Source organism: Halosegnis marinus (assembly GCF_029338355.1).
Lineage (GTDB): Archaea > Halobacteriota > Halobacteria > Halobacteriales > Haloarculaceae > Halosegnis > Halosegnis marinus.
Genome location: NZ_CP119802.1, coordinates 796,388 through 818,001, shown reverse-complemented (window position 1 = coordinate 818,001; position 21,614 = coordinate 796,388). Strand labels below are relative to the sequence as shown.

20 protein-coding genes are annotated in these 21,614 nt (G+C 70.8%); 15 read left to right on the top strand and 5 right to left on the bottom strand.

Annotation, left to right across the window (positions count from 1 at the left end; genetic code table 11):
• Window positions 1-23: 23 nt before the first annotated feature.
• Complete coding sequence (gene uvrA / locus P2T37_RS04660) at window positions 24-2,990, bottom strand: excinuclease ABC subunit UvrA (protein ID WP_276235611.1); 2,967 nt, start codon at window positions 2,988-2,990, stop codon at window positions 24-26.
• A 159-nt stretch (window positions 2,991-3,149) separates the two neighbouring features.
• On the opposite strand from uvrA, the gene P2T37_RS04655 reads away from it, so the two are divergent.
• The 3 genes from P2T37_RS04655 to P2T37_RS04645 are packed head-to-tail and all read left to right on the top strand — an operon-like array spanning window position 3,150 to window position 4,437.
• Window positions 3,150-3,584 (top strand): rhodanese-like domain-containing protein, encoded by a 435-nt coding sequence (locus P2T37_RS04655; protein ID WP_276235610.1) that lies wholly within the window; start codon window positions 3,150-3,152, stop codon window positions 3,582-3,584.
• 45 nt (window positions 3,585-3,629) lie between these two features.
• Window positions 3,630-4,202: an LURP-one-related/scramblase family protein gene (locus P2T37_RS04650; RefSeq protein WP_276235608.1), complete on the top strand. Its 573-nt coding sequence runs from the start codon at window positions 3,630-3,632 to the stop codon at window positions 4,200-4,202.
• A 37-nt stretch (window positions 4,203-4,239) separates the two neighbouring features.
• Window positions 4,240-4,437, top strand: a complete 198-nt coding sequence (locus tag P2T37_RS04645; protein ID WP_276235607.1) for a glycine zipper domain-containing protein — start codon at window positions 4,240-4,242, stop codon at window positions 4,435-4,437.
• Here P2T37_RS04645 and P2T37_RS04640 read toward each other — a convergent pair.
• On the bottom strand, window positions 4,434-5,174 hold the full coding sequence (locus tag P2T37_RS04640) for an SDR family NAD(P)-dependent oxidoreductase (protein WP_276235606.1): 741 nt from the start codon (window positions 5,172-5,174) through the stop codon (window positions 4,434-4,436). The genes P2T37_RS04645 and P2T37_RS04640 overlap by 4 nt on opposite strands.
• Window positions 5,175-5,278: 104 nt before the next feature.
• Here P2T37_RS04640 and P2T37_RS04635 point away from each other — a divergent pair, with 104 nt between their 5' ends.
• The 3 genes from P2T37_RS04635 (at window position 5,279) to P2T37_RS04625 (ending at window position 9,647) form a co-directional block, all read left to right on the top strand.
• Window positions 5,279-6,007: a TIGR00266 family protein gene (locus tag P2T37_RS04635; protein ID WP_276235605.1), complete on the top strand. Its 729-nt coding sequence runs from the start codon at window positions 5,279-5,281 to the stop codon at window positions 6,005-6,007.
• Between the two features lie 92 nt (window positions 6,008-6,099).
• Window positions 6,100-8,055 (top strand): bifunctional metallophosphatase/5'-nucleotidase, encoded by a 1,956-nt coding sequence (locus tag P2T37_RS04630; RefSeq protein WP_276235603.1) that lies wholly within the window; start codon window positions 6,100-6,102, stop codon window positions 8,053-8,055.
• 50 nt (window positions 8,056-8,105) lie between these two features.
• On the top strand, window positions 8,106-9,647 hold the full coding sequence (locus P2T37_RS04625; RefSeq protein ID WP_276235602.1) for an LVIVD repeat-containing protein: 1,542 nt from the start codon (window positions 8,106-8,108) through the stop codon (window positions 9,645-9,647).
• Here the strand turns inward: P2T37_RS04625 and P2T37_RS04620 are convergent.
• The gene (locus P2T37_RS04620; RefSeq protein ID WP_276235601.1) at window positions 9,644-11,023 is read right to left on the bottom strand and encodes a ribonuclease FAU-1 family protein; all 1,380 of its coding nucleotides are present in this window, start codon (window positions 11,021-11,023) and stop codon (window positions 9,644-9,646) included. The two genes, P2T37_RS04625 and P2T37_RS04620, sit on opposite strands and share 4 nt — an antisense overlap.
• Window positions 11,020-11,391, bottom strand: coding sequence for a DUF7532 family protein (locus P2T37_RS04615; RefSeq protein WP_276235600.1), 372 nt, complete (start codon window positions 11,389-11,391; stop codon window positions 11,020-11,022). The genes P2T37_RS04620 and P2T37_RS04615 overlap by 4 nt, the downstream gene beginning before the upstream one ends.
• An 87-nt stretch (window positions 11,392-11,478) precedes the next feature.
• On the opposite strand from P2T37_RS04615, the gene P2T37_RS04610 reads away from it, so the two are divergent.
• The 3 genes from P2T37_RS04610 to P2T37_RS04600 all read left to right on the top strand — a co-directional run bounded on the left by P2T37_RS04610 (window position 11,479) and on the right by P2T37_RS04600 (window position 13,679).
• Window positions 11,479-12,567: a PrsW family intramembrane metalloprotease gene (locus P2T37_RS04610; RefSeq protein ID WP_276235599.1), complete on the top strand. Its 1,089-nt coding sequence runs from the start codon at window positions 11,479-11,481 to the stop codon at window positions 12,565-12,567.
• Between the two features lie 133 nt (window positions 12,568-12,700).
• Window positions 12,701-13,408 carry a helix-turn-helix domain-containing protein gene (locus P2T37_RS04605; RefSeq protein ID WP_276235598.1) on the top strand — a complete coding sequence of 236 codons (708 nt, stop codon included), beginning with the start codon at window positions 12,701-12,703 and terminating at the stop codon, window positions 13,406-13,408.
• Window positions 13,409-13,457: 49 nt separating this feature from the next.
• Entirely contained in the window at window positions 13,458-13,679 is a 222-nt protein-coding gene (locus tag P2T37_RS04600; protein ID WP_276235597.1) for a hypothetical protein, read from the top strand.
• Window positions 13,680-13,705: 26 nt separating this feature from the next.
• Here P2T37_RS04600 and P2T37_RS04595 read toward each other — a convergent pair whose 3' ends face one another.
• On the bottom strand, window positions 13,706-14,632 hold the full coding sequence (locus P2T37_RS04595; protein ID WP_276235596.1) for an alpha/beta hydrolase: 927 nt from the start codon (window positions 14,630-14,632) through the stop codon (window positions 13,706-13,708).
• A gap of 92 nt (window positions 14,633-14,724) precedes the next feature.
• Between P2T37_RS04595 and P2T37_RS04590 the strand changes: the two genes are divergently transcribed.
• The 6 genes from P2T37_RS04590 to P2T37_RS04565 all read left to right on the top strand — a co-directional run bounded on the left by P2T37_RS04590 (window position 14,725) and on the right by P2T37_RS04565 (window position 21,514).
• The gene (locus tag P2T37_RS04590; protein WP_276235595.1) at window positions 14,725-16,122 is read left to right on the top strand and encodes an ABC transporter substrate-binding protein; all 1,398 of its coding nucleotides are present in this window, start codon (window positions 14,725-14,727) and stop codon (window positions 16,120-16,122) included.
• Window positions 16,122-16,910, top strand: a complete 789-nt coding sequence (locus tag P2T37_RS04585; RefSeq protein WP_276235594.1) for an ABC transporter ATP-binding protein — start codon at window positions 16,122-16,124, stop codon at window positions 16,908-16,910. Before P2T37_RS04590 ends, P2T37_RS04585 begins: the two co-directional genes overlap by 1 nt.
• A complete protein-coding gene (locus P2T37_RS04580; protein ID WP_276235593.1) occupies window positions 16,907-17,611 on the top strand; it encodes an ABC transporter ATP-binding protein in 705 nt (234 codons plus the stop codon). Before P2T37_RS04585 ends, P2T37_RS04580 begins: the two co-directional genes overlap by 4 nt.
• Window positions 17,608-18,618, top strand: a complete 1,011-nt coding sequence (locus tag P2T37_RS04575) for a branched-chain amino acid ABC transporter permease (protein WP_276235592.1) — start codon at window positions 17,608-17,610, stop codon at window positions 18,616-18,618. The genes P2T37_RS04580 and P2T37_RS04575 overlap by 4 nt, the downstream gene beginning before the upstream one ends.
• Window positions 18,619-18,844: 226 nt before the next feature.
• Window positions 18,845-19,969: a branched-chain amino acid ABC transporter permease gene (locus P2T37_RS04570; protein WP_382210826.1), complete on the top strand. Its 1,125-nt coding sequence runs from the start codon at window positions 18,845-18,847 to the stop codon at window positions 19,967-19,969.
• A 39-nt stretch (window positions 19,970-20,008) separates the two neighbouring features.
• The gene (locus tag P2T37_RS04565) at window positions 20,009-21,514 is read left to right on the top strand and encodes a carboxypeptidase M32 (RefSeq protein ID WP_276235591.1); all 1,506 of its coding nucleotides are present in this window, start codon (window positions 20,009-20,011) and stop codon (window positions 21,512-21,514) included.
• Window positions 21,515-21,614 lie beyond the last annotated feature (100 nt).

Genomic DNA, 21,614 nt, shown 5'->3' with positions numbered 1-21,614 from the left:
GACGCTCGCTTCGCTCGCGTCCCCTAGTCGTCCGCGGCGGGAACCTCGGCCTCGCCCCGCTTCAGTTCGTGGCGGCGGCTCCCGGAGCGCGGCCCCTCCAACTCGACCGAGGGGAGCAGGTCGCGGAGGTACCGGCCCGTGTGGGAGGCCTCCACCTCGGCTATCTCCTCGGGGGTGCCCTCGGCGACGAGCGTGCCGCCGTGTTCGCCGCCCTCGGGGCCGAGGTCGATGACGTGGTCGGCGTTCTTCACGAGGTCGAGTTCGTGTTCCACGACGGCGACGGTGTTGCCGTCGTCGGTGAGGCGCTGGAGCACCTCGATGAGCTTCCGCTCGTCGGCGGAGTGGAGCCCCGTGGTCGGCTCGTCCAGCAGGTACAGCGCGTCGCCGGAGTCCTTCTTGCCGAGTTCCTCCGCGAGCTTCACGCGCTGGGCCTCCCCGCCCGAGAGCGTGGTCGATGGCTGGCCGAGCCGCATGTAGCCGAGCCCCACGTCCTTCAGCAGTTGGAGCCGGCGGCGCAGCCCCGAGTGGCTCTCGAAGAAGTCGTACGCCTCGTCCACCTCCATGTCGAGCACGTCGGAGATGGTCGCGCCCTTGTACTCGACCTGGAGCGTCTCGTCGTTGTAGCGCGCCCCGCCGCACTCCTCGCAGGGGACGTACACGTCCGAGAGGAAGTTCATGTCTATCTTGACGGTGCCCTGCCCGCCGCAGGCCTCACACCGCCCGCCCTTCACGTTGAACGAGAAGCGCCCCTTCTCGTAGCCGCGCTGTTTGGCGAGCTTCGTCTCGGCGAACAGTTCCCGGATGTGGTCGAAGACCCCGGTGTACGTCGCGGGGTTCGACCGCGGCGTCCGGCCGATTGGCGACTGGTCGATGAGCCGCACCGTCTCGATGCCCTCGATACCCTCGATGTCGTCGTGCTCGCCGGGGTTCACGTCGGAGTCGTTCATCCGCTTGCGGAGCCCCTTGTACAGTATCTCGTGGAGGAGTGTGGACTTCCCCGAGCCGGAGACGCCGGTGATGGCGGTGAAACAGCCCAGCGGGAAGGCCACGTCGAGGTCGGCGAGGTTGTGCTGACGCGCGCCCTTGACGGTCAGATACCCCTGCGGCTCGCGGCGCTCCTCGGGCACGGGAATCGCCTCCCGGCCGGCGAGGTAGTCGCCGGTGACGGAGCCCTCCGTGGCCGTGATGTCCTCGACGGTGCCCTGCGCGACGACCTCGCCGCCGCGCTTGCCGGGGCCGGGCCCCATGTCGATGACGTTGTCCGCGCGCCACATCGTCTCCTCGTCGTGTTCGACGACGACGAGCGTGTTGCCGAGGTCGCGGAGTCCCTCCAGCGTGTCCAGGAGCTTGTCGTTGTCGCGCTGGTGGAGGCCGATGGACGGCTCGTCCAGCACGTACAGCACCCCGACGAGGCCCGAGCCGACCTGCGTCGCCAGCCGGATGCGCTGGCTCTCGCCGCCCGACAGCGTGGAGGCCTCGCGGTCGAGGGTGAGGTACTCCAGTCCGACCTCCTCCATGAAGCCGAGGCGCGCGCGTATCTCCTTGAATATCTCCTCGGCGATGGTGCGGTCGCGGTCGGAGAGCTCGGATTCGAGCCCCTCGAAGTGCTCGCGGGCGTCGCCGATGCTCATCCGGTTTATCTCCGTGATGGCGGTGTCCGTGACGAGGACGGCCCGGGACTCGGGCTTCAGGCGCGTGCCGTCGCACTCCGGGCACGTCGTCGTCGCCATGTACTTCTCGATGTGGTCGCGCGTGGACTCCGAGTCCGTCTCGATGTAGCGGCGGTCGAGGTTCGGAATCACGCCCTCGAACCGCTTCTGCTTGCGCCGGGTGCCGTTCTTCGTCCGGCGCTTGAACACGACCTCCTCGTCCGTCCCGTAGAGGAAGGCGTCCTGCACCTCGTCGTCGAGGTCCGAGAACGTCGCGTTCACGCTCACGCCGAAGTGCTCGGCGACCGAGTCCAGCCGCGTGCGGTAGTACGACCGCGAGTACGACCACGGCTCGAACACGTCCTTGATGGGCTGGTCTGGGTCCGTGACCACGAGGTCCGGGTCCACCTCCTTCGTCTCGCCGATGCCCTCGCAGGCGGGACACGCGCCGTGCGGGCTGTTGAACGAGAACGACCGCGTCTCGATTTCGGGGAGGTCGATGCCGCAGTGGGTACACGCGAGGTCCTCGGAGAAGGTGACGACGAGCCGGTCGTCGTCGTCGCCGGCGAGGTCGCCCGTCGAGCGCGTCTCGCTCCCGAGGTCGATGCCCTCGGGGGGGTTCGGCAGAATCACCTTCAGCGCGCCGTCGGCCTCGTCGAGGGCCGTCTCCACCGAGTCGGTGATGCGCGAGCGCGCCTCCTCGCTCGTCTTCACGCGGTCGACCACCACGTCGACGGTGTGGTTGTAGTTCTCGTCGAGGTCGGGCCGCTCCGTCGTCAGGTCGTACGCCTCGCCGTCCACCTCGACGCGGGCGTACCCCTCCGAAACGAGTTCGTCGAACAGGTCCTCGAACGCGCCCTTCTGGTCGCGCACGACCGGCGCGGCGAGCTTCGCGCGCGTTCCCTCCGGCAGGTCGAGGATGCGCGACACCATGTTCTGGGCCGACTGCTCGCCCACCTCGCGGCCGCACTCGGGACAGTGGGGCGTCCCGACGCGGGCGTACAGCAGGCGCAGGTAGTCGTGGAGTTCCGTGACCGTCCCGACCGTCGAGCGGGGGTTGTTCGCGGCGTTCTTCTGGTCGATGGAGATGGCCGGCGACAGCCCCTCGACGTTCTCCACCTGCGGCTTGTCCATCTGCCCGAGGAAGTTCCGGGCGTACGCCGACAGCGACTCGATGTACCGGCGCTGGCCCTCGGCGTAAACCGTCTCGAACGCGAGCGAGGATTTGCCCGACCCCGACAGGCCGGTGACGACGGTGAACTCCTCGCGGGGGATGCGGACGTCGATGTCCTTGAGGTTGTGTTCCTCGGCCCCGCGGACCTCGATGTAGTCCTTGCTCATCTGGTTCGAGCCACGGGCGCGCCGAGGGAAACCCTGTCGGTCAGGCGTCGGACGCCGGGCGACTCCGCGGGCGGTTCGGCCGCCGTTCGCGCCCGTCGCGCCGGCCGCCCGTCGGCCCGGGGCGATACGCCTAACTCCGTGGCACCGAAGCACACACCCGTGACCGACGACGCACCCGACTTCCGCCTCGACGAGCGCGCGTGGGACATGGCCGAGGCGGCCGACGCCGCGGTGGAGACCCTCGACCTCGACGCGTTCGCCGCGGCCGTCGAGGACCCCGACACGGTCGTCCTCGACGTGCGCGACGTCCGCGAGCGGTGGATCGAGGGCGCGGTGCCGGGCGACGAACACGCCCCCCGCGGGATGGTGGAGTTCTGGGCCGACCCCGAGACCGAGTACTACCACGACTTCTTCCACCCCGAGAAGCGGTACGTCTGCTACTGCAACGAGGGCGGCCGGTCGGCGCTCGTGGCGAAGCGCCTCCGCGAGATGGGGTATCCCGACGTGGCCCACCTCGAAGGAGGATTCACCGCGTGGAAGGCCGACGGCCGCGAGACCGTCGCCGTGGAACAGCGCGATTACGCGGGGCACTGACGCCCGGCCCGAAGACGTATCCCGCATCGGGGAGCAGTCGGGGGTATGTCCTCCTACGACATCAGCGGTATCGAACTCACGGACGACCGCTACACCGTCGTCCAGTCGCTGATACGCAACAAGTACCGGGCCGAGGACTCGGCCGGCAACGTCGTCCTCCGCGGCAAGCAGAAGATGTTCAAACTGAAGGAGGAGTTCCCGTTCGTGGACGCGGACGGCGAGGACGTGTTCACGGTGAAGGCCGGCGGCATCATCGACGTGGCCGGCGACTACGTCCTCTCCGACGCGCAGACGGGCGAGGAGGTCGTGATACTCGACAACGACTACTCGCTGCTGCAGGACACGTGGACCGTCCGCGACGCCGACGACGAGCGCGCGCTGGCGAAGATACAGTCGCGGGGCGCGCTCACCACCGTCGCGCGCAACGTCCTCCCGTTCGGCTACCTCATCCCGCACAAGTACGAGATAACGGACGCGAACGGCGACCACGTCGGCTCCATCGAGGGGAAGTTCTCGCTGCGCGACACCTACGAGATACACATCGACGACGCGAGCGACGTGCCGAAGGAGCCGGTCGTCGCGGCCGCGATGGTCATCGACGCGATTCAGGGGAACTGAGGCGAACGCTTATCGCCCGTTCCGGCGACCCGTAGGCATGAGCACCGACACGACGGACACGGACGGGGCCGGGAGCGACGACCTGCCCCACCCCGAGCGCATCGGCATCGGCATCGCGTTCGGCGTGGCGCTGGGCGCGGGCGTCGGCGCGGCCACGGGCGACCTGGCGCTGTGGCTCGGGACCTTCATCGCGCTCGGCGTCGCGATGGGCGTCGCGCTCGCGAGCGCCGACTAAACCGTCTCGGGGAGCCAGCCGCCGTCCACCTCGACGTTCTCGCCGGAGACGTAGTCGGCGGCGTCCGAACAGAAGAACAGGAGCGGGGCGACGAGGTCGTCGAAGGAGGCCCAGCGGCCGCGGGGTGCCTCGTCGGGGAACTCGTCGGAGTTCTCGATGACGTACGGCGAGACGGCGTTGACCGTGATGCCGTCCTCGCTCGTGTCCGCGGCGAGCATCCGCGTGAACATCAACACGCCCGTCTTGGCGACGAAGTACGGGAAGTTCTTCGGCGACACCAGCCCCTTCTCCGCGGAGGCGTAGCCGACGTTGACGATACGCCCCCACCCCTGCTCGCGCATCGGGCCGAGCGCGCGCCGCGCACAGAGCACGGTCGCGTCGTAGTTCGTCGCCGTCACGCCCTGCCACCGCTCCCAGTCGATATCCTCCCAGTGGTCGGGCGCGAAGTTCCCGACGTTGTTGACGAGCACGTCCACGCTCCCGAGGTCGTCCTCGACGGCGTCGAACAGGTCGTCCACGAGGTCCGGGTCGGTCACGTCGGCCGAGACCGCGGTCGCCGCGACGCCGCGGTCGCGTATCTCGTCGGCCGTGGCTTGTGCCTCCGCCTCGCTCGTGTTGTAGTGGACGGCCACGTCCGCGCCGCGCTCCGCGAGCGCCAGCGCGAACGCGCGCCCGAGCCCCGACGCGGAGCCGGTGACGAGCGCCGTCCGTCCCGAGAGGTCCGGTGTGAGGTCCATACCCCGACGACTCGCGGCGCGCGCATAGACGTGGCGCCGTTCGCGACACCCCGGCCACCCCGTGTCACGGCGGTGTTTTTGCTCCGAGGTGTCGAACCGTGGGTATGGACTACGACATCGCCCACCGACCCTCGGAAGCCACCGTCACCGTCGAACTCGGCCCCGGCGAGCGCGCCGTCGCGGAGGCGGGCGCGCTCGTGGCCCACACCGACGGTATCGACATCGAGACAGGGGCGCGCGGCGGCGTCTTCGGCTCGCTCAAGCGGATGCTCGGCGGCGAGTCCTTCTTCGTCAACACGTTCAGCGCGGGCGACTCGACCGGCGAGGTCACCTTCGCCGGGCCGCTTCCGGGGGACGTGGTCCACGTCGGCGTGGGCGGCACGGAGGGCGACCTGTTCGCCACGGCCGGGTCGTTCCTCGCGGCGAGCGGCGGCGTCGAGGTGGACACGGAGTTCGGCGGCGCGCGCACCTTCCTCGGCGGGGAGGGCCTCTTTCTCCTGCGGCTCTCGGGCGACGGCCCGGCGTGGCTCACCAGCTACGGGGCCATCGACCGCCGCGACCTCGCGGACGGCGAGACCTACGTCGTGGACACGGGCCACGTCGTCGCCTTCCGCGACGCCGAGTGGGACACCCGCCGCGTCGGCGGGCTGAAGTCCACGCTGTTCTCCGGCGAGGGGCTGGTGTGTACGTTCACCGGCCCCGGCACCGTCTGGACGCAGACGCGCTCGCCCGACGCGTTCGTCGCGTGGCTCGCGGGGCGGCTCCCCTCCGGAACGAGCTCCTCGTCGGCCGACACGAGCCGCGGCGGGAGCGATTTCAGCGTTCGGTTCTGACACGTACGGCACTGTTTCTCACAGTACACGAGTGTGCTCATTCTCGTCCGGAATAGACAGAATTAATGCACACCTGTCGTGACACTCGACCGATGCGACGTATCCTGACTCTGGTGCTGCTCGCGTGCGTCGTGACGGCCGGAATCCCGGCGACGGCCGTCGCGGCGGACCCCGGAACGACCGGCGGCGTGGACGCCGCCGAGACGAACACGACGAACGTCACGTCGAACCACACGGCGACGGTGACGGTGCTGTCGTTCAACGACATCCAGACCGCCGCCGCACAGGACGGGAACTTCCCGCGGCTCGTCCAGCTGGTCGAGGAGCGACGGACCGCACTCGGGCGTGACAACACCGTCCTCGCCGGCGGCGGCGACGACGTGAGCCCGCACGCGCTCGGCCCGGTGAGCCAGTGGCGGGTCGCCACGTCCGTCCTCAACGAGATGGACCCCGCGGCCGACGTCATCGGGAACCACGAGTTCGACTTCGGCTACGACGCGGTCTCGGACATCCAGAACGACTCCGAGTTCCCGTGGCTCGCCACGAACGTCGTGGAGAACGGCACGGACGACCCGTTCCAGAACACGAACAGCTACGAGATAGTCGAGCGGAACGGCGTCCGCATCGGCTTCATCGGCCTCATCGACGAGGGGGCCACCTACGGCAAGACGAACATCGACTTCGCGGCGCAGGGACTCGACGTGCGTAACGTCAGCGAGGCCGGTCCCGAGGCCGCCGCCCGCCTGAAGAGCGAGGAGAACGTCGACGTGGTCGTCGCGCTCGCCCACACGGGCATCGGCGACGCCCAGGAGATCGCCCGCGCGGACGACGGCAACATCGACGCCATCCTCGTCGGCGACGACGAGCAGTACTACCCGCCCGAGGAGACCTCCGGCACGGTCATCTCGGAGGGGCAGGCCCGCGCGATGTACCTCGGCGAGCTGAACCTCACCGTGGACACCGCGGCGAACGACGTGACCTCGTGGAACGGTCGGCTCATCAACGTCTCGGCGAGCGGCGTCGCGGCGAACGAGACGGCCTCCGACATCATCAACGGCTACCGCGCGAACGTCTCGCTCGACTCGGCGGCCACCTACTCCGAGGTGGCGCTGGACGCGCGGTTCTCGACGAACTACCACGAGGAGTCCAACTACGGCAACCTCATCACGGACGCGATGCGCGAGCGGTCCGGCGCGGACGTGGCCATCACGAACGCCGGCGGCATCCGCTCGAACGGCGTCTACGGCCCCGGTAACATCACCGGCGGCGACGTGTTCAACACGCTGCCGTTCGGCAACACGCTCGTCACGCTCGAACTCACCGGCGCCGAGCTGGAGGAGACGCTCGAATCCCAGATCATCGAGGTCGGCCCGGACAACAGCTACGACGCCGAGATAAGCCAGCAGGTCTCCGGCGTGAACTTCGAGTGGAACGGCGCGACCGGCGAGGTCACCGACCTCCACGTCGGCGGCGAGCCGGTCGACCCCGAGGCGACGTACACGCTCGCGACGAACAACTACATCGCCGACGGCGGCTCCGGCTACCCGCTGGAGAACGCGACCCGGCTCAACGAGACCGGAACCATCGTCGCGCAGGTCGTCATCGACTACATGCAGGAGCGCGACACGGTCGCGCCCCGGGTCGAGGGACGCGCGGTCCGCGTGACGACCGAGGGCGACTCGCGGATGACGTGGTCGAGCGGCAACGGCGTCGTCACCCTGCGCTACGACCTGCCCGAGAACGCGACGGGTATCAACGGCAGTAGCTTCTACGCGCTCGCGGCCGACGGCGACCGCGTCGAGGCGCGCAACGCCTTCGCCCGCGGCAACACCCTCGTCGTCCAGTTCGACAGCGCGGCGCTCAACGGCGTCGTCGAGGGCTCCGCGGCGCAGGTCGACGTGCTCGGCACCTACAGCGACTCGCGCTACTCCGACTACCGCTCCTACTGGGAGGGCTCCGTCTTCGCCAGCGACGTGACGGTGTTCACGCCCGGCGACAGCCCCGGCCGCTCGGGGAGTACGCCCGCGAACGACGAGTCCGAGGAGTAACCCGGCCGAACCACCCCTTTTCTTATCTTTCCTGCCCACCAGCCGTGGGTATGCGACGACGCGAGGCCCTCCGCCTGCTCGGCGCGGGGGCGGCGCTGACCCTGGGCGGGACGGCCGCCGCGCGGGGGCAGACCGCCCTCGACCCGCTCGGCAGACTCCCCCTCGTCGGCGCGAAGGAGGCCGTCGTCGGCGCCGACGGCACCGTCTTCGTCGCCGTCACCGACGGCTTCGCGGCCGTGGACGTGTCCGACCCCGCCGCGCCGACCCTCCTCCACGAGAACCGGAACGTGCTCGGCGACCGAGAGAACGGCCCCCTCCGGGGTATCTACGACGTGAAGGTCGACGGCGACCTGCTCGCGGTGACCGGGCCCGCGAACCCGGGGCCGCGGCTCCGCGCCGTGGTCGTCTTCGACGTCTCCGACCCGACCGCGCCCGAGCGCGTCAGCGTCCACGAGACGGGCTTCTTCAACCACAACTGCGACATCGACGACGGCGTCGTGGCGCTGTGCGGCAACGACTTCGACCGGAACCCGCTCGTCACTATCGACGCCGAGACGGGCGAGGAGCTCGGCCGCTGGTCCGTGGTCGAGGAGGAGCCGGCGTGGGGCGACGTCCCGTTCGGCCCGTGGCAGCTCCACGACGTCTCGCTCTCGGACGGGGTCGCCTACGTCGCCTACTGGGACGCCGGGACGTGGCTCGTCGACGTCTCCGACCCGGCGAACCCGACGGCCATCGCCGAGGTGCGCGGCCGCCCGGCCGAGGAGTACGTCGACATGGCGAGCGACGAGCGCTCGGAGGCGCTGTTACAGCCGCCCGGCAACGACCACTTCGCCGCGCCCAACGACGACGGCTCGCTCGTCGCCGTGAGCGCCGAGGGCTGGGACGCCGGCGACGACGAGGCCGACGTGCGCCCGGGCTCGCTGTACCTCTACGACACGAGCGACCCCGAGAACGCGACGGAACTCGCGGAGATACCGGCCCCGGAGACGAGCGACGAGGGGTACAATCCCCCCGGCGTCTGGACCACCGCACACAACTTCGACATCGCGGGCGACACGCTCCTCTCCTCGTGGTACCGCGGCGGCGTCCGCGTCCACGACATCTCCGACCCGAGCGCGCCGCGGCTCACGGGCGCGTACCGCGCCACCGACGACGCGAGCTTCTGGACGGCCCAGTACGCCACCGAGGAGTTCTTCGTCGCCGCGAGCCGCGGCGAGCCCCGGGGCGGTCCCGACACCGACGCCGCGAGCGCCGCGATATACACCTTCCCGCTCCCGGACGCGGACACGACGGGCTCGCCGACGCCCGACCCCGCGTCGAACGTCACCGCGACACCGACGCCCGCCCCCGAACCGAACGCCACCGACACCGTCACCGCGACGCCGACCCCGGCCCCCGAACCGAACGCCACCGACACCGCCACCGCGACGCCGACGCCCGACGCGGCCACCCCGACGGCCGCGGACGGCGACCCGACCCCGGACCCGACGACCCCGACCGCCACGCCCGGCCAGCCCGGGTTCGGCCCGGTCGCGGCGCTCGCCGGCCTCGGGCTCGGGGCGTGGCGGCTCCTGACCCGCGAGCGGGACTAGAGCGCGCGTTCGAGCTTCGACGCGACAGTCCGCGCCCTCTCCGCGAGCGCCTCGGACACCCGCCCCGCGGCGACCGCGGCGTCGAGCTCGTCGTCGTCCACCCGCCGCACCTCGCCCTCGGGCCCCTTCACCACGTCCACGTGGAGGTCGACGTAGCGCACCGTCTCGGGGAACACCTCCACGGGGGTGCAGACGTTGACGTACGTCCCCCGGCGCGACCCGTCGTCGCCGCGGTACACCGTCGGGTACCACCACCGCCCCTCGACGAACTTCGTGACGGCCACGTCGCCGGCGCGCCGCTCCACGTCCAGGGCGTCGTAGCGCCCGCCGGGGCTCATCTCCCGCTCCACGCGCACGGAGCCGTCGGCCTCGACGCTCGTCACCTCGCCGCGTCCCAGCGTCACCAGCCGGCCGTCCGGCTTCCCGTGGCCGATGGCGACCCGGTCGCCCTCGCGCGGCCCGAACTGCCGGGCCGCGACGGCGAACGGGAAGTCGTCGTCGTCGGCCTCCTCGAACGGCGTCAGCGCTTCGGCGAAGTCGACGGCGGCGCTGGCCGCGTTCGTCGCGGCCTTCGTCCGGTGGTGGCCGGGCATCGTCGACTCGACCGCCCGTCGCTTCCCGTCGAGCGCGAACCGCCCCTCGCGGCCGAACCAGACGTGGGCCGTCGCGCGCGGCGCGGCCAGTCGCCGCGGCTCCTCGGCGTCGGCCTCGGCCCCCGCGTCGAGCAGGTCGGCCTCCCCCGCCCGCGCCGCGAGCGCGTCGGAGAGCGCGTCCATCGAGGCCTCGTCCTCGTCGCGGCCCCAGCGCGCGGCCCACTCCTCCGGAACGTCGGCCGAGAGCAGGTCCGCGAGGCTGGCCGCGCCGCCGGCGTCGCTCGGTCGGCCGCCGCGCCGGAGTTCGAGCAGGTCGCCGGAGGCCCGCAGGTCGGTGTCGAGGCGCGGCCGCCGGTCGGACCACGGCGGCTCCGGGCGGCGCACCTGCACCCGAACGCGGTCGCCGTCCTCGACGCGCCCCTCGACGGCGTCGTACGGGAGAAAGCCCTCCGCGTCCCCGAGGTCCACGACCGCGCCGGAGCCGAGCGTGTCCGTCACGGCGCCGTCGAACAGCGCGTCCAGCGGCGCGGCGTCGCCCCACGCGAGGGTGTCGCGCGAGAGGCCGGCCAGGCGCTCGCGCGCCCGCTCGACGGCCGAGCGCCGCCCCGAGAGCGTGACGCCCTGCCGGTCGTCGGTGGTGTCGGCGGCGAGGTCGGCGTGCGCGACCGGGAACTCGGCGTCGAACCGCTCGCGGATGGGCGGCGAGGCCTGCACGACGGTCGCCTCCGCCCGGAACAGTTCGGTGAGCGCGGTGGTGTAGATACCGCGCACGCGGACGTTCACAGCGCCTCCGGGTCGGCGGCGAAGCGGACCCGTCCGTGCCGCCCGTCGAGCGTGAGTTCCACGAGGTCGTCGTCCAGCACGCGCCCGTCCGTCACCGCGACGCCCCACGTCTCGAAGCGGAGCCACCCGCGCAGGTCCGCCGCGTGCGTGTAGGTGTCGAGGTGTTCCACCGCGTGTTCGGCCGGGCCGTCCCCGGCGTGCGCGAGGTCCATGTCGGAGTAGAACGTCTCCCCGGCGTCGAAGAACGCTTCGAGGTCGTCCGCGGCGTCCGCGACGCGGGCCGTCACGCCCTCCGAGGCCCGCCGCAGGTCGTCCGTGTCGAGACCGACCTCGCGGAGCGCGGCCTGTTCCCGCTGGTCGAAGTGCATACGCCGCGTTCGGCGGCGCGGGCCAAAAGCGCCGCGCCGTCGCGTGAGCGCGCGAGGTTTTACGACGCGCCCCGCCGTCGTCCGCGTATGAGCAAGACGGACCCCGTCGAGACGGCGAGCGACGGGACGCGCGACCTCTACGACGTCTCGACGTGGGAGCCGCGGACCGCCCTCGACCGGCTGGCGGCGCGCATCCACCGGTTCGGCATCGCCGCGGGCCGCATCGTCCTCGTCCTCCTGGCCGTCGTGGTCCTGCTCGTGCAGGTGGTGCTCGGGGGGCTGGGCGCGACGCTCGTGAGCGACCCCTACGCCATCGGGCTGGTCGCGCTCTCCGTGGTGCCCGCGCTCGGGCTGGCGGCGTACATCTACACCGCGGACGTGACGAGCGGCGAGCCGCTGGAGATGCTCGTCGGGACGTACGTCCTCGGGGTGCTGTTCGCGGGCTTCGCCGCCGTCGTGAACACCCTGCTGTCGTTCGTGCAGATACTCCCGATACTGGGGACGGTCGTCTTCTTCTACGTCGTCGTCGGCCCCGTCGAGGAGGCCGTGAAACTGCTCGCCGTCCGGCTGTACGCCTACCGCGACGACCGCTTCGACGCCGTCGTCGACGGCGCGGTGTACGGCGCGGCGGCGGGGCTCGGCTTCGCCACCATCGAGAACGCGCTGTACATCACCCGACAGCTGAACGCGGCGGGCGCGGGCGGCGAGGCGGCGGCCCTGCTCGGCGTCGGCGGGGGCGTCGCGTGGCTCGCGCAGTTCGGCGGCCTCCAGCAGCTCGTCGCGCAGGGCGGCCAGATAACGACCGTCCGGGCGCTGGCCGGCCCCGGCCACGTCATCTACTCGGCGTTCGCGGGCTACTACCTCGGGCTGGCGAAGTTCAACCGCGAGGACGCCGGCCCCATCGTCGTGAAGGGGCTCGTCATCGCGGCGTTCATCCACGGCACGTACAACGTCCTCGCCGGCGTCGTCCCCGGCGTGGTGGCGCTGGCGTTCCCCGGCGTCCCCGTCATCCTGCTGTTCTTCGGCTTCGTCGTCGTGTACGACGGGCTGTTCGGCTACCTCCTCTACCGGAAACTGGCGCGCTACCGCCGCGTCTACCGGGCGACGCGGCCCGACGGGACCGAGGCCGAGACGGAGCGGGAGTTCGAGGTGGCGCGCACCGAGTTCGAGGAGTGAGTGCCCGGCGGGGACGGTCCCCGGCGACCGGCCCGCTCGCGCTCGTACGGCCGGCTTCGCGTCGTCCTGACGGCGAGAGAAAAGGTTTTCACGCGGGACGGAATATGACTATTGATAACACGGGTTCGGGCCAATGATAGACCTCACGCTGGACATGCAGCAGTACGACTGCCCGTTCATCGACACGACCGTCGACCACGACGTGGCCTTCTCGGCGGTCCACTGGGAGTTCGACTCGAACGAGCGGTCGCTCTCGACCCGGATGTTCGTGGAGGGCGACGACCGGGGCGCGCTGGAGAACGGCCTCTCGGCGCTGACCGACCACGAACACATGCACGACGCGCGCCTGCTGTCGAAGCAGGACGCGGTGGCCCACGTCCGCACGACCATCCACGAGACGGACGCGATGGCTACGGTCCGGCGCAACGACGGCTACGTCACCGGCCCGTTCCACATCGAGTCCGGCAGCGAACTGTGGCACATCGGGTTCGACCGGGAGTCGGCCGCCGACGGCACCCTCGCCTCGCTCGACACCGACAACGACTTCGACGTGGTCGAGCGGTCGGACCTCTCGCTGTCGGACGTGAACGGCTTCGTCCGGAACGTCGGCGCGGCGATGACGCTCGTGGAGGGGTGTAAGGACCTCTCGGACACGGAGCGGCGAACCCTCGAAACCGCGGTCGGGGAGGGGTACTTCGAGTCGCCCCGCGGCGCGACGCTCGGGGACCTCGCGGACCGGTTCGACGTGTCGAAGCCCGCCGTCTCGAAGACGCTGCGGCGCGGCGAGGGGAAACTGCTCTCGCGGGCCGTCGATGCGTTGGACGACATCGACGAGGAGTGAGCCCGACCTTCGACAGCGTGAAACGGTCGGAACGGAGGGCGAAGGCACGATGAGCGGGCCGACGCTCCGGGAGGTCGTTCACGAGGTCGGCCTGCGCGTCCGTGGGGCCATCGTCGTTCTGGGGACGTTCCTCGCGCTCGGCCACGCCGCCCGAGCGGACGTCCTCGGCCTCTCCGGCCTCCTCGGCGGCCCCGCGTTCCTCGTGGCGGCGTTCCTGCTCGTCTTCTCCGCGGCGCTCGGCTGGGTCGCACTCCGCCGGTACGTGGGCTGACCCCGCCCGCGCGGCGCCGTGACGGGCTACACCCGGTCGTAGAAGGCGTTCGTCGCGGCGTACAGCGCCGCGCGCCGGTCGCCGTGCATCGCGTAGTGGTCCGCGCCGCCGACCTCCGCGTACTCCCGCTCGCAGTCGAGTTCGTCGTAGAGGCCGAGCGCGTCCTCGCGGACGGAGATGGCGTCGGCGCTCCCGCGCACCACGAGCGTCGGGACGTCAACGGCCCCGGCGTCGTAGACGCGCTCGCCCTCGCTCGCGGCCTTCGAGTCGGCCAGCGCGCCGGCCTGCGCGAGATACGTGTCCGCGTCCACCCCCTGCTTCGACTCCACCTGCGTCGTCCAGATGGCCTCGAACAGGTCGTCGTCGCCGCCCTGCCGGTCGCTGACCGCGTCGTAGCGCTGGTAGTAGTAGGCGTCGAGGTCGGCGTCCACGTTCAGCGCGGCGGCGATCTCGTCGAACGTCCACGGCGGGAGATAGACGGGCGCACACTGCGTGAGGGAGGCGACCGGCGCGGGCCGCTCCGCGACGTAGCGGCCGCACACCATCGTCCCCCACGAGACGCCGACGAGGTGGACGGCGTCGAACTCGCCGCGCAGGCGCTCGACGGCCGCGGCAACGTCACCGGCCGCCGTGGGCGCGCGTACGGGCGGGTCGTTCGCCGCCGGCGGGTCGTCCAGTTCGGGCGGGCGGTCGCTGTCGCCGTAGCCGCGCACGTCGAGGGCGAAGGCGGCCCGGCCCGCCTCGGCGGTCGCGTGGAGCCACGAGTACGAGCGGTCGCGTTCGCTCTCCCGCTCGACGGGCGGGTCGAACAGCGCCCGCGAGGAGGTGATGGAGCCGTGCACGAACAGGACGGCCTCGTCGGCGCGTTCGGGGTCGGCCGGTGGCAGTTCCCACAGTCTGAGCGTCGTTCCGTCGGCCGCGACGACCGTGCCGGGGTCGGGGTCCGTGTCCATGTCGTCTCCTTCCCGCGCGCCGCGGTGTAGCCGCGCGTTCACATGTTAACCTCGTAAACCTTGCCGGTGGATTCCCGTTGTCACGACGTGCCATGGAGCGAACGAACTACACACGCAGACGGATGCTCGCGGGCCTCGGCGCGGCCGGGGTCGCGGGACTGGCCGGTTGTAGCGGGGAGACGAACGACGGCGACGGAACCGCAACAGCCACGGCGACGGAGGGCGGCGGAGCGACCGTGAACGCCTCCGCGTCGGGAACCGTCAGCATCGGGGTACTCCAGCCGGTCTCGGGCGACCTCAGCTACTACGGCCAACAGGCGCTGTGGGGCTTCTATCAGGGCCTCAACTACAAGGCCGACGACGAGTTCACGCCGCCCGCGGAGACGGGGACGTACACCGCGACGGTCGGCGACGTGGACTACGAACTCATCGTGCGCGACACGCAGTTGAGCGCCGACACCGCCCAGACGCTCGCGACGGACCTCGTGAGCAGCGAGGACGTGGACATGCTGTTCGGCTGTACGTCCTCGGCGTCGGCCAACCGCGTCATCACGACGGTGTCGAAGCAGTCGGGCGTCCCGACGATGATCGGCCCGGCCGCGTCGGCCGACGTCACGTCGAACGCCGAGACCTGCGCGCCGAACGTGTTCCGCGCCTCGGAGAACACGGCGATGGACGCCCGCTCGGGCGGCCAGTACGTCGCGGAGAACTCCGACGTGTCGCGCGTCTACCTGTTCGGCGCCGACTACTCGTTCGGCCGCGCGGTCGTCAACAACTACCGCTCCGTGCTGGAGGCGAACGGCGTCGAGATCGTCGGCCAGCGGTTCGTCCCGCAGGGCTACTCCGAGTGGGAGGGACTGCTCGACAACGCCGAGAGCGCGGGCGCGGAGGGTATCGTCGCCGGCTTCACCGTCTCGACGCTCCCGCAGCTGTTCACCACGTTCCTGAACGGCGGCTACGACTTCACCGTCTTCGGCGGCTTCGCGACGCAGATCACGACGAACATCGTCGGGCAGACGCTCCAGCGCGTGCTGGGCGAGCCGCTGACGGCCGACGCGCTCGCGGAGGCGAACTTCGGCCCGTTCACCACCCGCTACCACTGGAACCAGTACGACAACGAGATCAACAACGCCTTCGTGGACTCGTACACCTCGGCGTACGGCGTCGTCCCCGACCTGTTCAGCTCCGGGACGTTCACGGCGTCGTCGGCCATCGTCCAGGCGGTCGAGGCCGGCGGCTCCACCGAGGGCGCGGACATCCAGAGCGAACTGCGCGGGATGGTCGTCGCCGACACCCCGAAGGGGGCCGACGGCTACGAGTTCCAGACCTACAACAACCAGGCGCGCTCGGCGATGACCATCGCCGACGTGGTCCCCAACGACGAGGAGAACTGGGGCGCGGCCATCAAGCCGAGCGAGCCGGTCGCCACCGTCGACATGTCGAACACCACCATCCCGGGCGACAGCGACGAGATGGGCTGCGACCTCTGATGCTCGAGACGGCGGGCCTCACGAAGCGGTTCGGCGGCCTCACGGCCGTCGACTCGGTCGACTTCGCGCTCGCCGAGGGCGAACTCTGCTCGCTCATCGGCCCCAACGGGGCCGGGAAGACGACGTTCTTCGACCTGCTGACCGGGACGCTGGAGCCGACGGCCGGCACCGTCACCCTCGACGGCGAGGACGTGACGGGACTGGCCCCGCACGCGACGGCGCGGCGCGGCCTCCACCGCTCGTACCAGGTGACGAACGTCTTCCCGACGAGCAGCGTCCTCGAGAACGTCCGCGTCGCCGCACAGGCCCACGGCGCGGACTCGTTCAAGGCGTGGCGAAACGTCGGCACGTTCGACGAGTACTACGACGAGGCGTACGACGTGCTGGAGCGGGTCGGCCTCGCGTCGAAGGCGGAACTCCCGGCCGACAGCCTCAGCCACGGCGAGAAGCGCCAGCTGGAGGTGGCGGTTGCGCTCGCGGGCGACCCGGAGGTGCTCCTCCTCGATGAGCCGAACGCCGGCGTCTCCTCGGAGAGCGTCGACGACATCATCGCGCTCATCGAGGACGTGGCGACGGACCACGCGGTGCTGCTGGTCGAGCACAACATGGACATCGTGATGAACGTCTCCGACCGCATCGTCGTCCTCAATCGGGGGGCGGTCATCGCCGACGGCACCCCCGACGAGGTCCGCGGCGACCCGGCGGTCCAGGAGGCGTACCTCGGCGGCTACGAGCCGGGCGACCTCGCCGACGACGGGGAAGAGACCCCGGCGGAGGGGTCGGCGTGAGCGACGCCCTGCTGGAGGTCGCGGACGCCCACACCTACTACGGCGAGAGCCACATCCTGGAGGGCGTCTCGCTCTCCGTCGACGAGGGGGAGGTCGTCGCGCTCATCGGGCGCAACGGCGTCGGCAAGACGACGACCCTCCGAACGATACTCCAGCTCACCGCGCCCCGCGAGGGGTCGGTGCGCTTCCGCGGCGAGGAACTCGTCGGCGAGGCGACCAACGCGGTGGCGCGGCGCGGCATCGGCTGGATACCCGAGGAGCGGCGCGTCTTCTCACAACTGACGGTCGCGGAGAACGTCCGCATCGCCGCGCCGTCGGGGAACGACGCCGAGGCGGCGCTCGACCTCGCGTTCGACACGTTCCCGGCGCTGGCGGAGCGGCCGAACGTGAAGGCCGGGTCGCTGTCGGGCGGCCAACAGCAGATGCTCGCTATCGCGCGCGGGCTGGTCGGCGACAACGACCTCCTGCTCGTGGACGAGCCCTCGGAAGGACTCGCACCACAGATCGTCGCCGACGTGGCGCGGGCGCTCCAGCGCGTGGCGTCGGAGACGACGCTGCTGCTCGTGGAACAGAACCTCCCGCTCGCGATGGACCTCGCCGACCGCTTCTACCTGCTCGACAACGGGCGGGTCGTCACGGACGGCGAGGCGACGACGGGCGTGACCGACGACGAGGAGATACGGAGGTACCTCTCGGCATGAGCGAGGTCGTCCTCGTCTCGACGCTCGACGCGCTCGGGCAGTTCCTCCGCCCCTCGACGCTCGCGGAGGTGTTCGTCGACGGCCTCTCGAAGGCCGCGGTGTACGCGATGATAGCCGGCGGCCTCACCCTCATCTTCGGGCTGATGGGCGTGCTCAACTTCGCGCACGGCTCGCTGACGATGTTCGGCGCGTACCTCGGCGGGCTGGTGCTCGTGGTCGCGGTGAGTCAGGCCACCGGCCCGTTCGCGCGGCTGGCGTACTTCTTCGTCGCGGCAGTGGTCGTGTTCGGCCTGCTCGCGGCGCTTGGCGGGGCCCTCGAAGTGGGCCTCATCCGCCCGCTGTACGACCGCCCGCCCATCTACCAGATACTGCTCACCTTCGGCGTGACGCTCGTGTTGGACGAGGTGGCGCGCATCGCGGTGAGCTTCTACGGCCTCCAGCCCATCACCGAGTGGCAGGCGGCGCTCGGCACCCGGCCGGGGGTCCTCTCCGAGTCGTACACGGTGGCCGGCGTCGGGGCGAACGGCCTCGACCTGTTCCAGGTGGCCGTCGGCGCGCTCGTCGTCGGCGCGGTGTGGGCGTTCCTCACGCGCACCCGCTACGGGCTGGTCGTCCGCGCCGGCAGCGAGGACAGCGAGATGGCGGAGGCGCTCGGCATCGACGTCCGCCGGGTGTTCACCACCGTCTTCGCGCTCGGGGCCGGTATCGCCGGCGTCGCGGGGCTACTGCTCGCGTGGGACCCCACGTGGGGCGCGTCGGTGCCGCTGGCCTCGGAGACGCTGCTCCCGGCGTTCGTCGTCGTCATCATCGGCGGGCTGGGGACGTTCCGCGGAACCGTGTACGCGGCCCTGCTCGTCGGCCTCGTGGACGCCGTGACGACGTGGTGGTTCGTCAACGCCATCGAGTTCTCGGCGCTGCCCGAGATGACCGTCTTCCTCATCCTCGTGCTCGTGCTCGTGGTGAAGCCGCAGGGCCTCTTCGGCGTCGCGGAGGTGGGGGGCCATTAGCTCCCCCGACCCCGCCGACGCCGGTGAGGAGGAGGCCGGAGCCGTCCCGGACGGCGGCGAGTCCCTCGACGCGGCCGCCGCGACCCGGCGCGTCCACGAACACGCGACGGCGTGGCCCCTCCGCTACCTGCGACAGCACGCGGTCCACGTCGCCGTCGTCGTCTTCTTCGTCGCGTACCCCGGCTTCTACCACCTCGCGACGACCTCGCCCGTCGCGTCGGAGGCCGTGACGCTGCTGCCGCGCGTCGAGACGATGATAGCCGTCTTCTACTTCGGCCTGTTCGCCGCGAGCTTCGACTTCATCTCCGGCTACACGGGCTACCTCTCCTTCGGCCACGCGACGTTCTACGGCGCGGGCGCCTACCTCGTCGTCCTCGCGGCGAACGGGAAACTGTCCGTCCCGTACGACACGCCGTTCATGCTGCTTGTCGTGCTGGCCGGCCTGCTCGCGCTGGGACTGGCGCTCGCCATCGGGGCCGTCTCGTTCCGGCTGTCGGGCGTCTACTTCGCGATGATAACGCTCGGCTTCTCGCAGGTCATCTACGTGTTCGTCCGCGACTGGGACTTCGTCTCGTCCGCGCCCCGCGACGGCGCGGCCGTCATCGGTCCGTCGGGGGTCACCCCGCCGTCGTTCGACATCGGGGTTCCCTTCGTGGACGCGCTCAACCTCGCCGTCGGCCAGCTATCGGGCGACACCGTCGAGGGGCTGTTCGGCGTCCTGAACTTCTCCACGACGGAGGTGTCCTACTACATGATCGGGCTTGTCGCGCTCGGCTGTTACCTCGCGATGCAGCGCATCATCCACTCGCCGTTCGGCCGGGTGATGATCGCCGTCCGCGAGAACGAGGAGCGCGCCCGCGCCGTCGGCTACGACACCTTCCGGTACAAGCTGGCGGCGTTCGCGGCCAGCGGCTTCTTCGCGGGCGTCGCCGGCGCGCTGTTCGCCGGCTGGCGGCGCTCCGTCGCCCCGGACAACAGCCTCTTCTTCCTCGTCTCGGGCGACGCGCTTCTGGCCTCCATCATCGGCGGCTTCGGCACGCTCGCCGGGCCGCTGTTCGGCCGGCTGTTCGACGAGACGATACGGGAGTTCCTCTCGAAGGAGGGCGCGGGCGGCGGCCTGCTCCCGTACCTCCGCGAGCACCTCTCGGAGGGGGCGCTCGCGACCGAGATATTCAACGGCCTCACGGTGCAGGAGGCCATCTCGACGTTCATCAACGGCCACGCCAGCCTCTACCTCGGCCTGCTGTTCGTGCTGTTCGTCCTGTTCGTCCCGAACGGCCTGCTCGGGACGCTGCGCGAGCGCGTCGGCGACACCCTCGCGGGGGCCGTTGACGAACGGCTCCGGCGCTGAACCGACGCGTTTTCCTTTCGCCCGGCCCCGTGTCACGGTATGGCGACACAGGAGTCCGAGACGCTTCCCGACGCGTACGACGACCTGCTCTCCCGCTACGAGCGCGCGACCTACATCGGCGACGCCGCCGGCGTGCTGTCGTGGGACCAGGAGGTCGTGATGCCCGAGGGCGGCACCCCCGCCCGCTCGAAACAGACCTCCGCGCTGTCCGGCGCGCGCCACGACGTGCTCACGAGCGACGCGTTCGCCGCGGCGCTGGAGGAGGCCGAGGCCGCGGACCTCCCCGACCGCGAGACGGCCGTCGTCCGCGAGATACGCCGCGAGTACGACCGCGCCGCGAAGGTGCCCAAGGAGCTCGTCGAGCGCATCTCCGAGGAGACCTCGAACGCCCTCCCGGTCTGGAAGGAGGCGAAGGCAGAGGACGACTGGAGCCACTTCGCGCCGAAGGTCGAGACGCTGCTCGACCTCAAGCGGCAGTACGCGGAACACATCGACCCCGACGCCGACCCCTACGAGGTGCTCTTCGCCGACTACGAGCCGTGGCTCGACCTCGAACAGGCGGAAGCCATCCTCGAACAGCTCCGCGACGAGCTGGTGCCGCTCATCGACGAACTGAACGACGCGGGCGCGGACCTCGCCGCGCCGTTCGACGGCACCTACCCCGAGGACGACCAGTTCGCGCTCGCGGAGTCCACGCTCGACTACCTCGGCTACCCCGACGACCACGGCCGGCTCGACACCGCGCCCCACCCGTTCTCCTCGGGGACGCAGTTCGACGCCCGCGTCACCACGCGCTTCGACGAATCCGACCCGGTCGGGGCCATCGGCTCCACGGTCCACGAGTTCGGCCACGCCACCTACACGCTCGGCCTCCCGCGCGAGGAGTACGGCAACCCCCTCGGGCAGAACCGCGGCCTCTCCGTCCACGAGTCGCAGTCGCGCCTCTGGGAGAACCACGTCGGTCGCTCCCGGGAGTTCTACGACGGCTACGTCGGTATCGTCAACGAGGAACTCGGCACGGACGTCTCCGCCCGCGAGGCGTACGAGGCCGCGAACCAGCTCTACCCGGACAACCTCATCCGCGTCGAGGCGGACGAACTCACCTACCACATGCACATCATCCTCCGGTTCGAGATCGAGCGCGACCTCCTTTCGGGCGAGCTCGCCGTCGAGGACGTGCCGCAGGTGTGGAACGAGAAGATGGAGGAGTACCTCGGCGTCACGCCCGACACCGACGGGGTGGGCTGTCTCCAGGACATCCACTGGGCGCACGGCTCGTTCGGCTACTTCCCGACCTACTCGCTCGGCTCCGTGATGGCCGCACAGCTGTTCGAGGCCGCGGAGGACGACATCGACGGCCTCCACGACGACATCGCAGCCGGCGACTTCGACGCGCTCCACGAGTGGCTCACGGAGAACGTCCACCGACACGGCCGCCGCTACCGGACGAACGAACTCGTCCGGGAGGCGACCGGCGAGGACTTCTCGGCCGACGCGTTCGTCGAGTACGCGAACGCGAAGTTCAGCGACCTGTACGGGCTGTAGTCGGACCTTTTCCGCCGCTCCCCGGGGACCAGCCCGCCGCGACCGCACCGACTCCCTCCCTCTTCCGACCGCGCCCCGGCGACACGACCCACCGCGGTGT

What these genes read in the sequence shown, in the direction of transcription:
- P2T37_RS04605 (WP_276235598.1), top strand. Translation starts at nt 12,701, where the DNA reads ATGATAGACCTCACGCTGGACATGCAGCAGTACGACTGCCCGTTCATC.
- P2T37_RS04610 (WP_276235599.1), top strand. Translation starts at nt 11,479, where the DNA reads ATGAGCAAGACGGACCCCGTCGAGACGGCGAGCGACGGGACGCGCGAC.
- P2T37_RS04615 (WP_276235600.1), bottom strand. Translation starts at nt 11,391, where the DNA reads ATGCACTTCGACCAGCGGGAACAGGCCGCGCTCCGCGAGGTCGGTCTC.
- P2T37_RS04645 (WP_276235607.1), top strand. Translation starts at nt 4,240, where the DNA reads ATGAGCACCGACACGACGGACACGGACGGGGCCGGGAGCGACGACCTG.
- P2T37_RS04640 (WP_276235606.1), bottom strand. Translation starts at nt 5,174, where the DNA reads ATGGACCTCACACCGGACCTCTCGGGACGGACGGCGCTCGTCACCGGC.
- P2T37_RS04585 (WP_276235594.1), top strand. Translation starts at nt 16,122, where the DNA reads ATGCTCGAGACGGCGGGCCTCACGAAGCGGTTCGGCGGCCTCACGGCC.
- P2T37_RS04590 (WP_276235595.1), top strand. Translation starts at nt 14,725, where the DNA reads ATGGAGCGAACGAACTACACACGCAGACGGATGCTCGCGGGCCTCGGC.
- P2T37_RS04595 (WP_276235596.1), bottom strand. Translation starts at nt 14,632, where the DNA reads ATGGACACGGACCCCGACCCCGGCACGGTCGTCGCGGCCGACGGAACG.
- P2T37_RS04565 (WP_276235591.1), top strand. Translation starts at nt 20,009, where the DNA reads ATGGCGACACAGGAGTCCGAGACGCTTCCCGACGCGTACGACGACCTG.
- P2T37_RS04600 (WP_276235597.1), top strand. Translation starts at nt 13,458, where the DNA reads ATGAGCGGGCCGACGCTCCGGGAGGTCGTTCACGAGGTCGGCCTGCGC.
- P2T37_RS04630 (WP_276235603.1), top strand. Translation starts at nt 6,100, where the DNA reads ATGCGACGTATCCTGACTCTGGTGCTGCTCGCGTGCGTCGTGACGGCC.
- P2T37_RS04650 (WP_276235608.1), top strand. Translation starts at nt 3,630, where the DNA reads ATGTCCTCCTACGACATCAGCGGTATCGAACTCACGGACGACCGCTAC.
- P2T37_RS04575 (WP_276235592.1), top strand. Translation starts at nt 17,608, where the DNA reads ATGAGCGAGGTCGTCCTCGTCTCGACGCTCGACGCGCTCGGGCAGTTC.
- P2T37_RS04635 (WP_276235605.1), top strand. Translation starts at nt 5,279, where the DNA reads ATGGACTACGACATCGCCCACCGACCCTCGGAAGCCACCGTCACCGTC.
- uvrA (WP_276235611.1), bottom strand. Translation starts at nt 2,990, where the DNA reads ATGAGCAAGGACTACATCGAGGTCCGCGGGGCCGAGGAACACAACCTC.
- P2T37_RS04625 (WP_276235602.1), top strand. Translation starts at nt 8,106, where the DNA reads ATGCGACGACGCGAGGCCCTCCGCCTGCTCGGCGCGGGGGCGGCGCTG.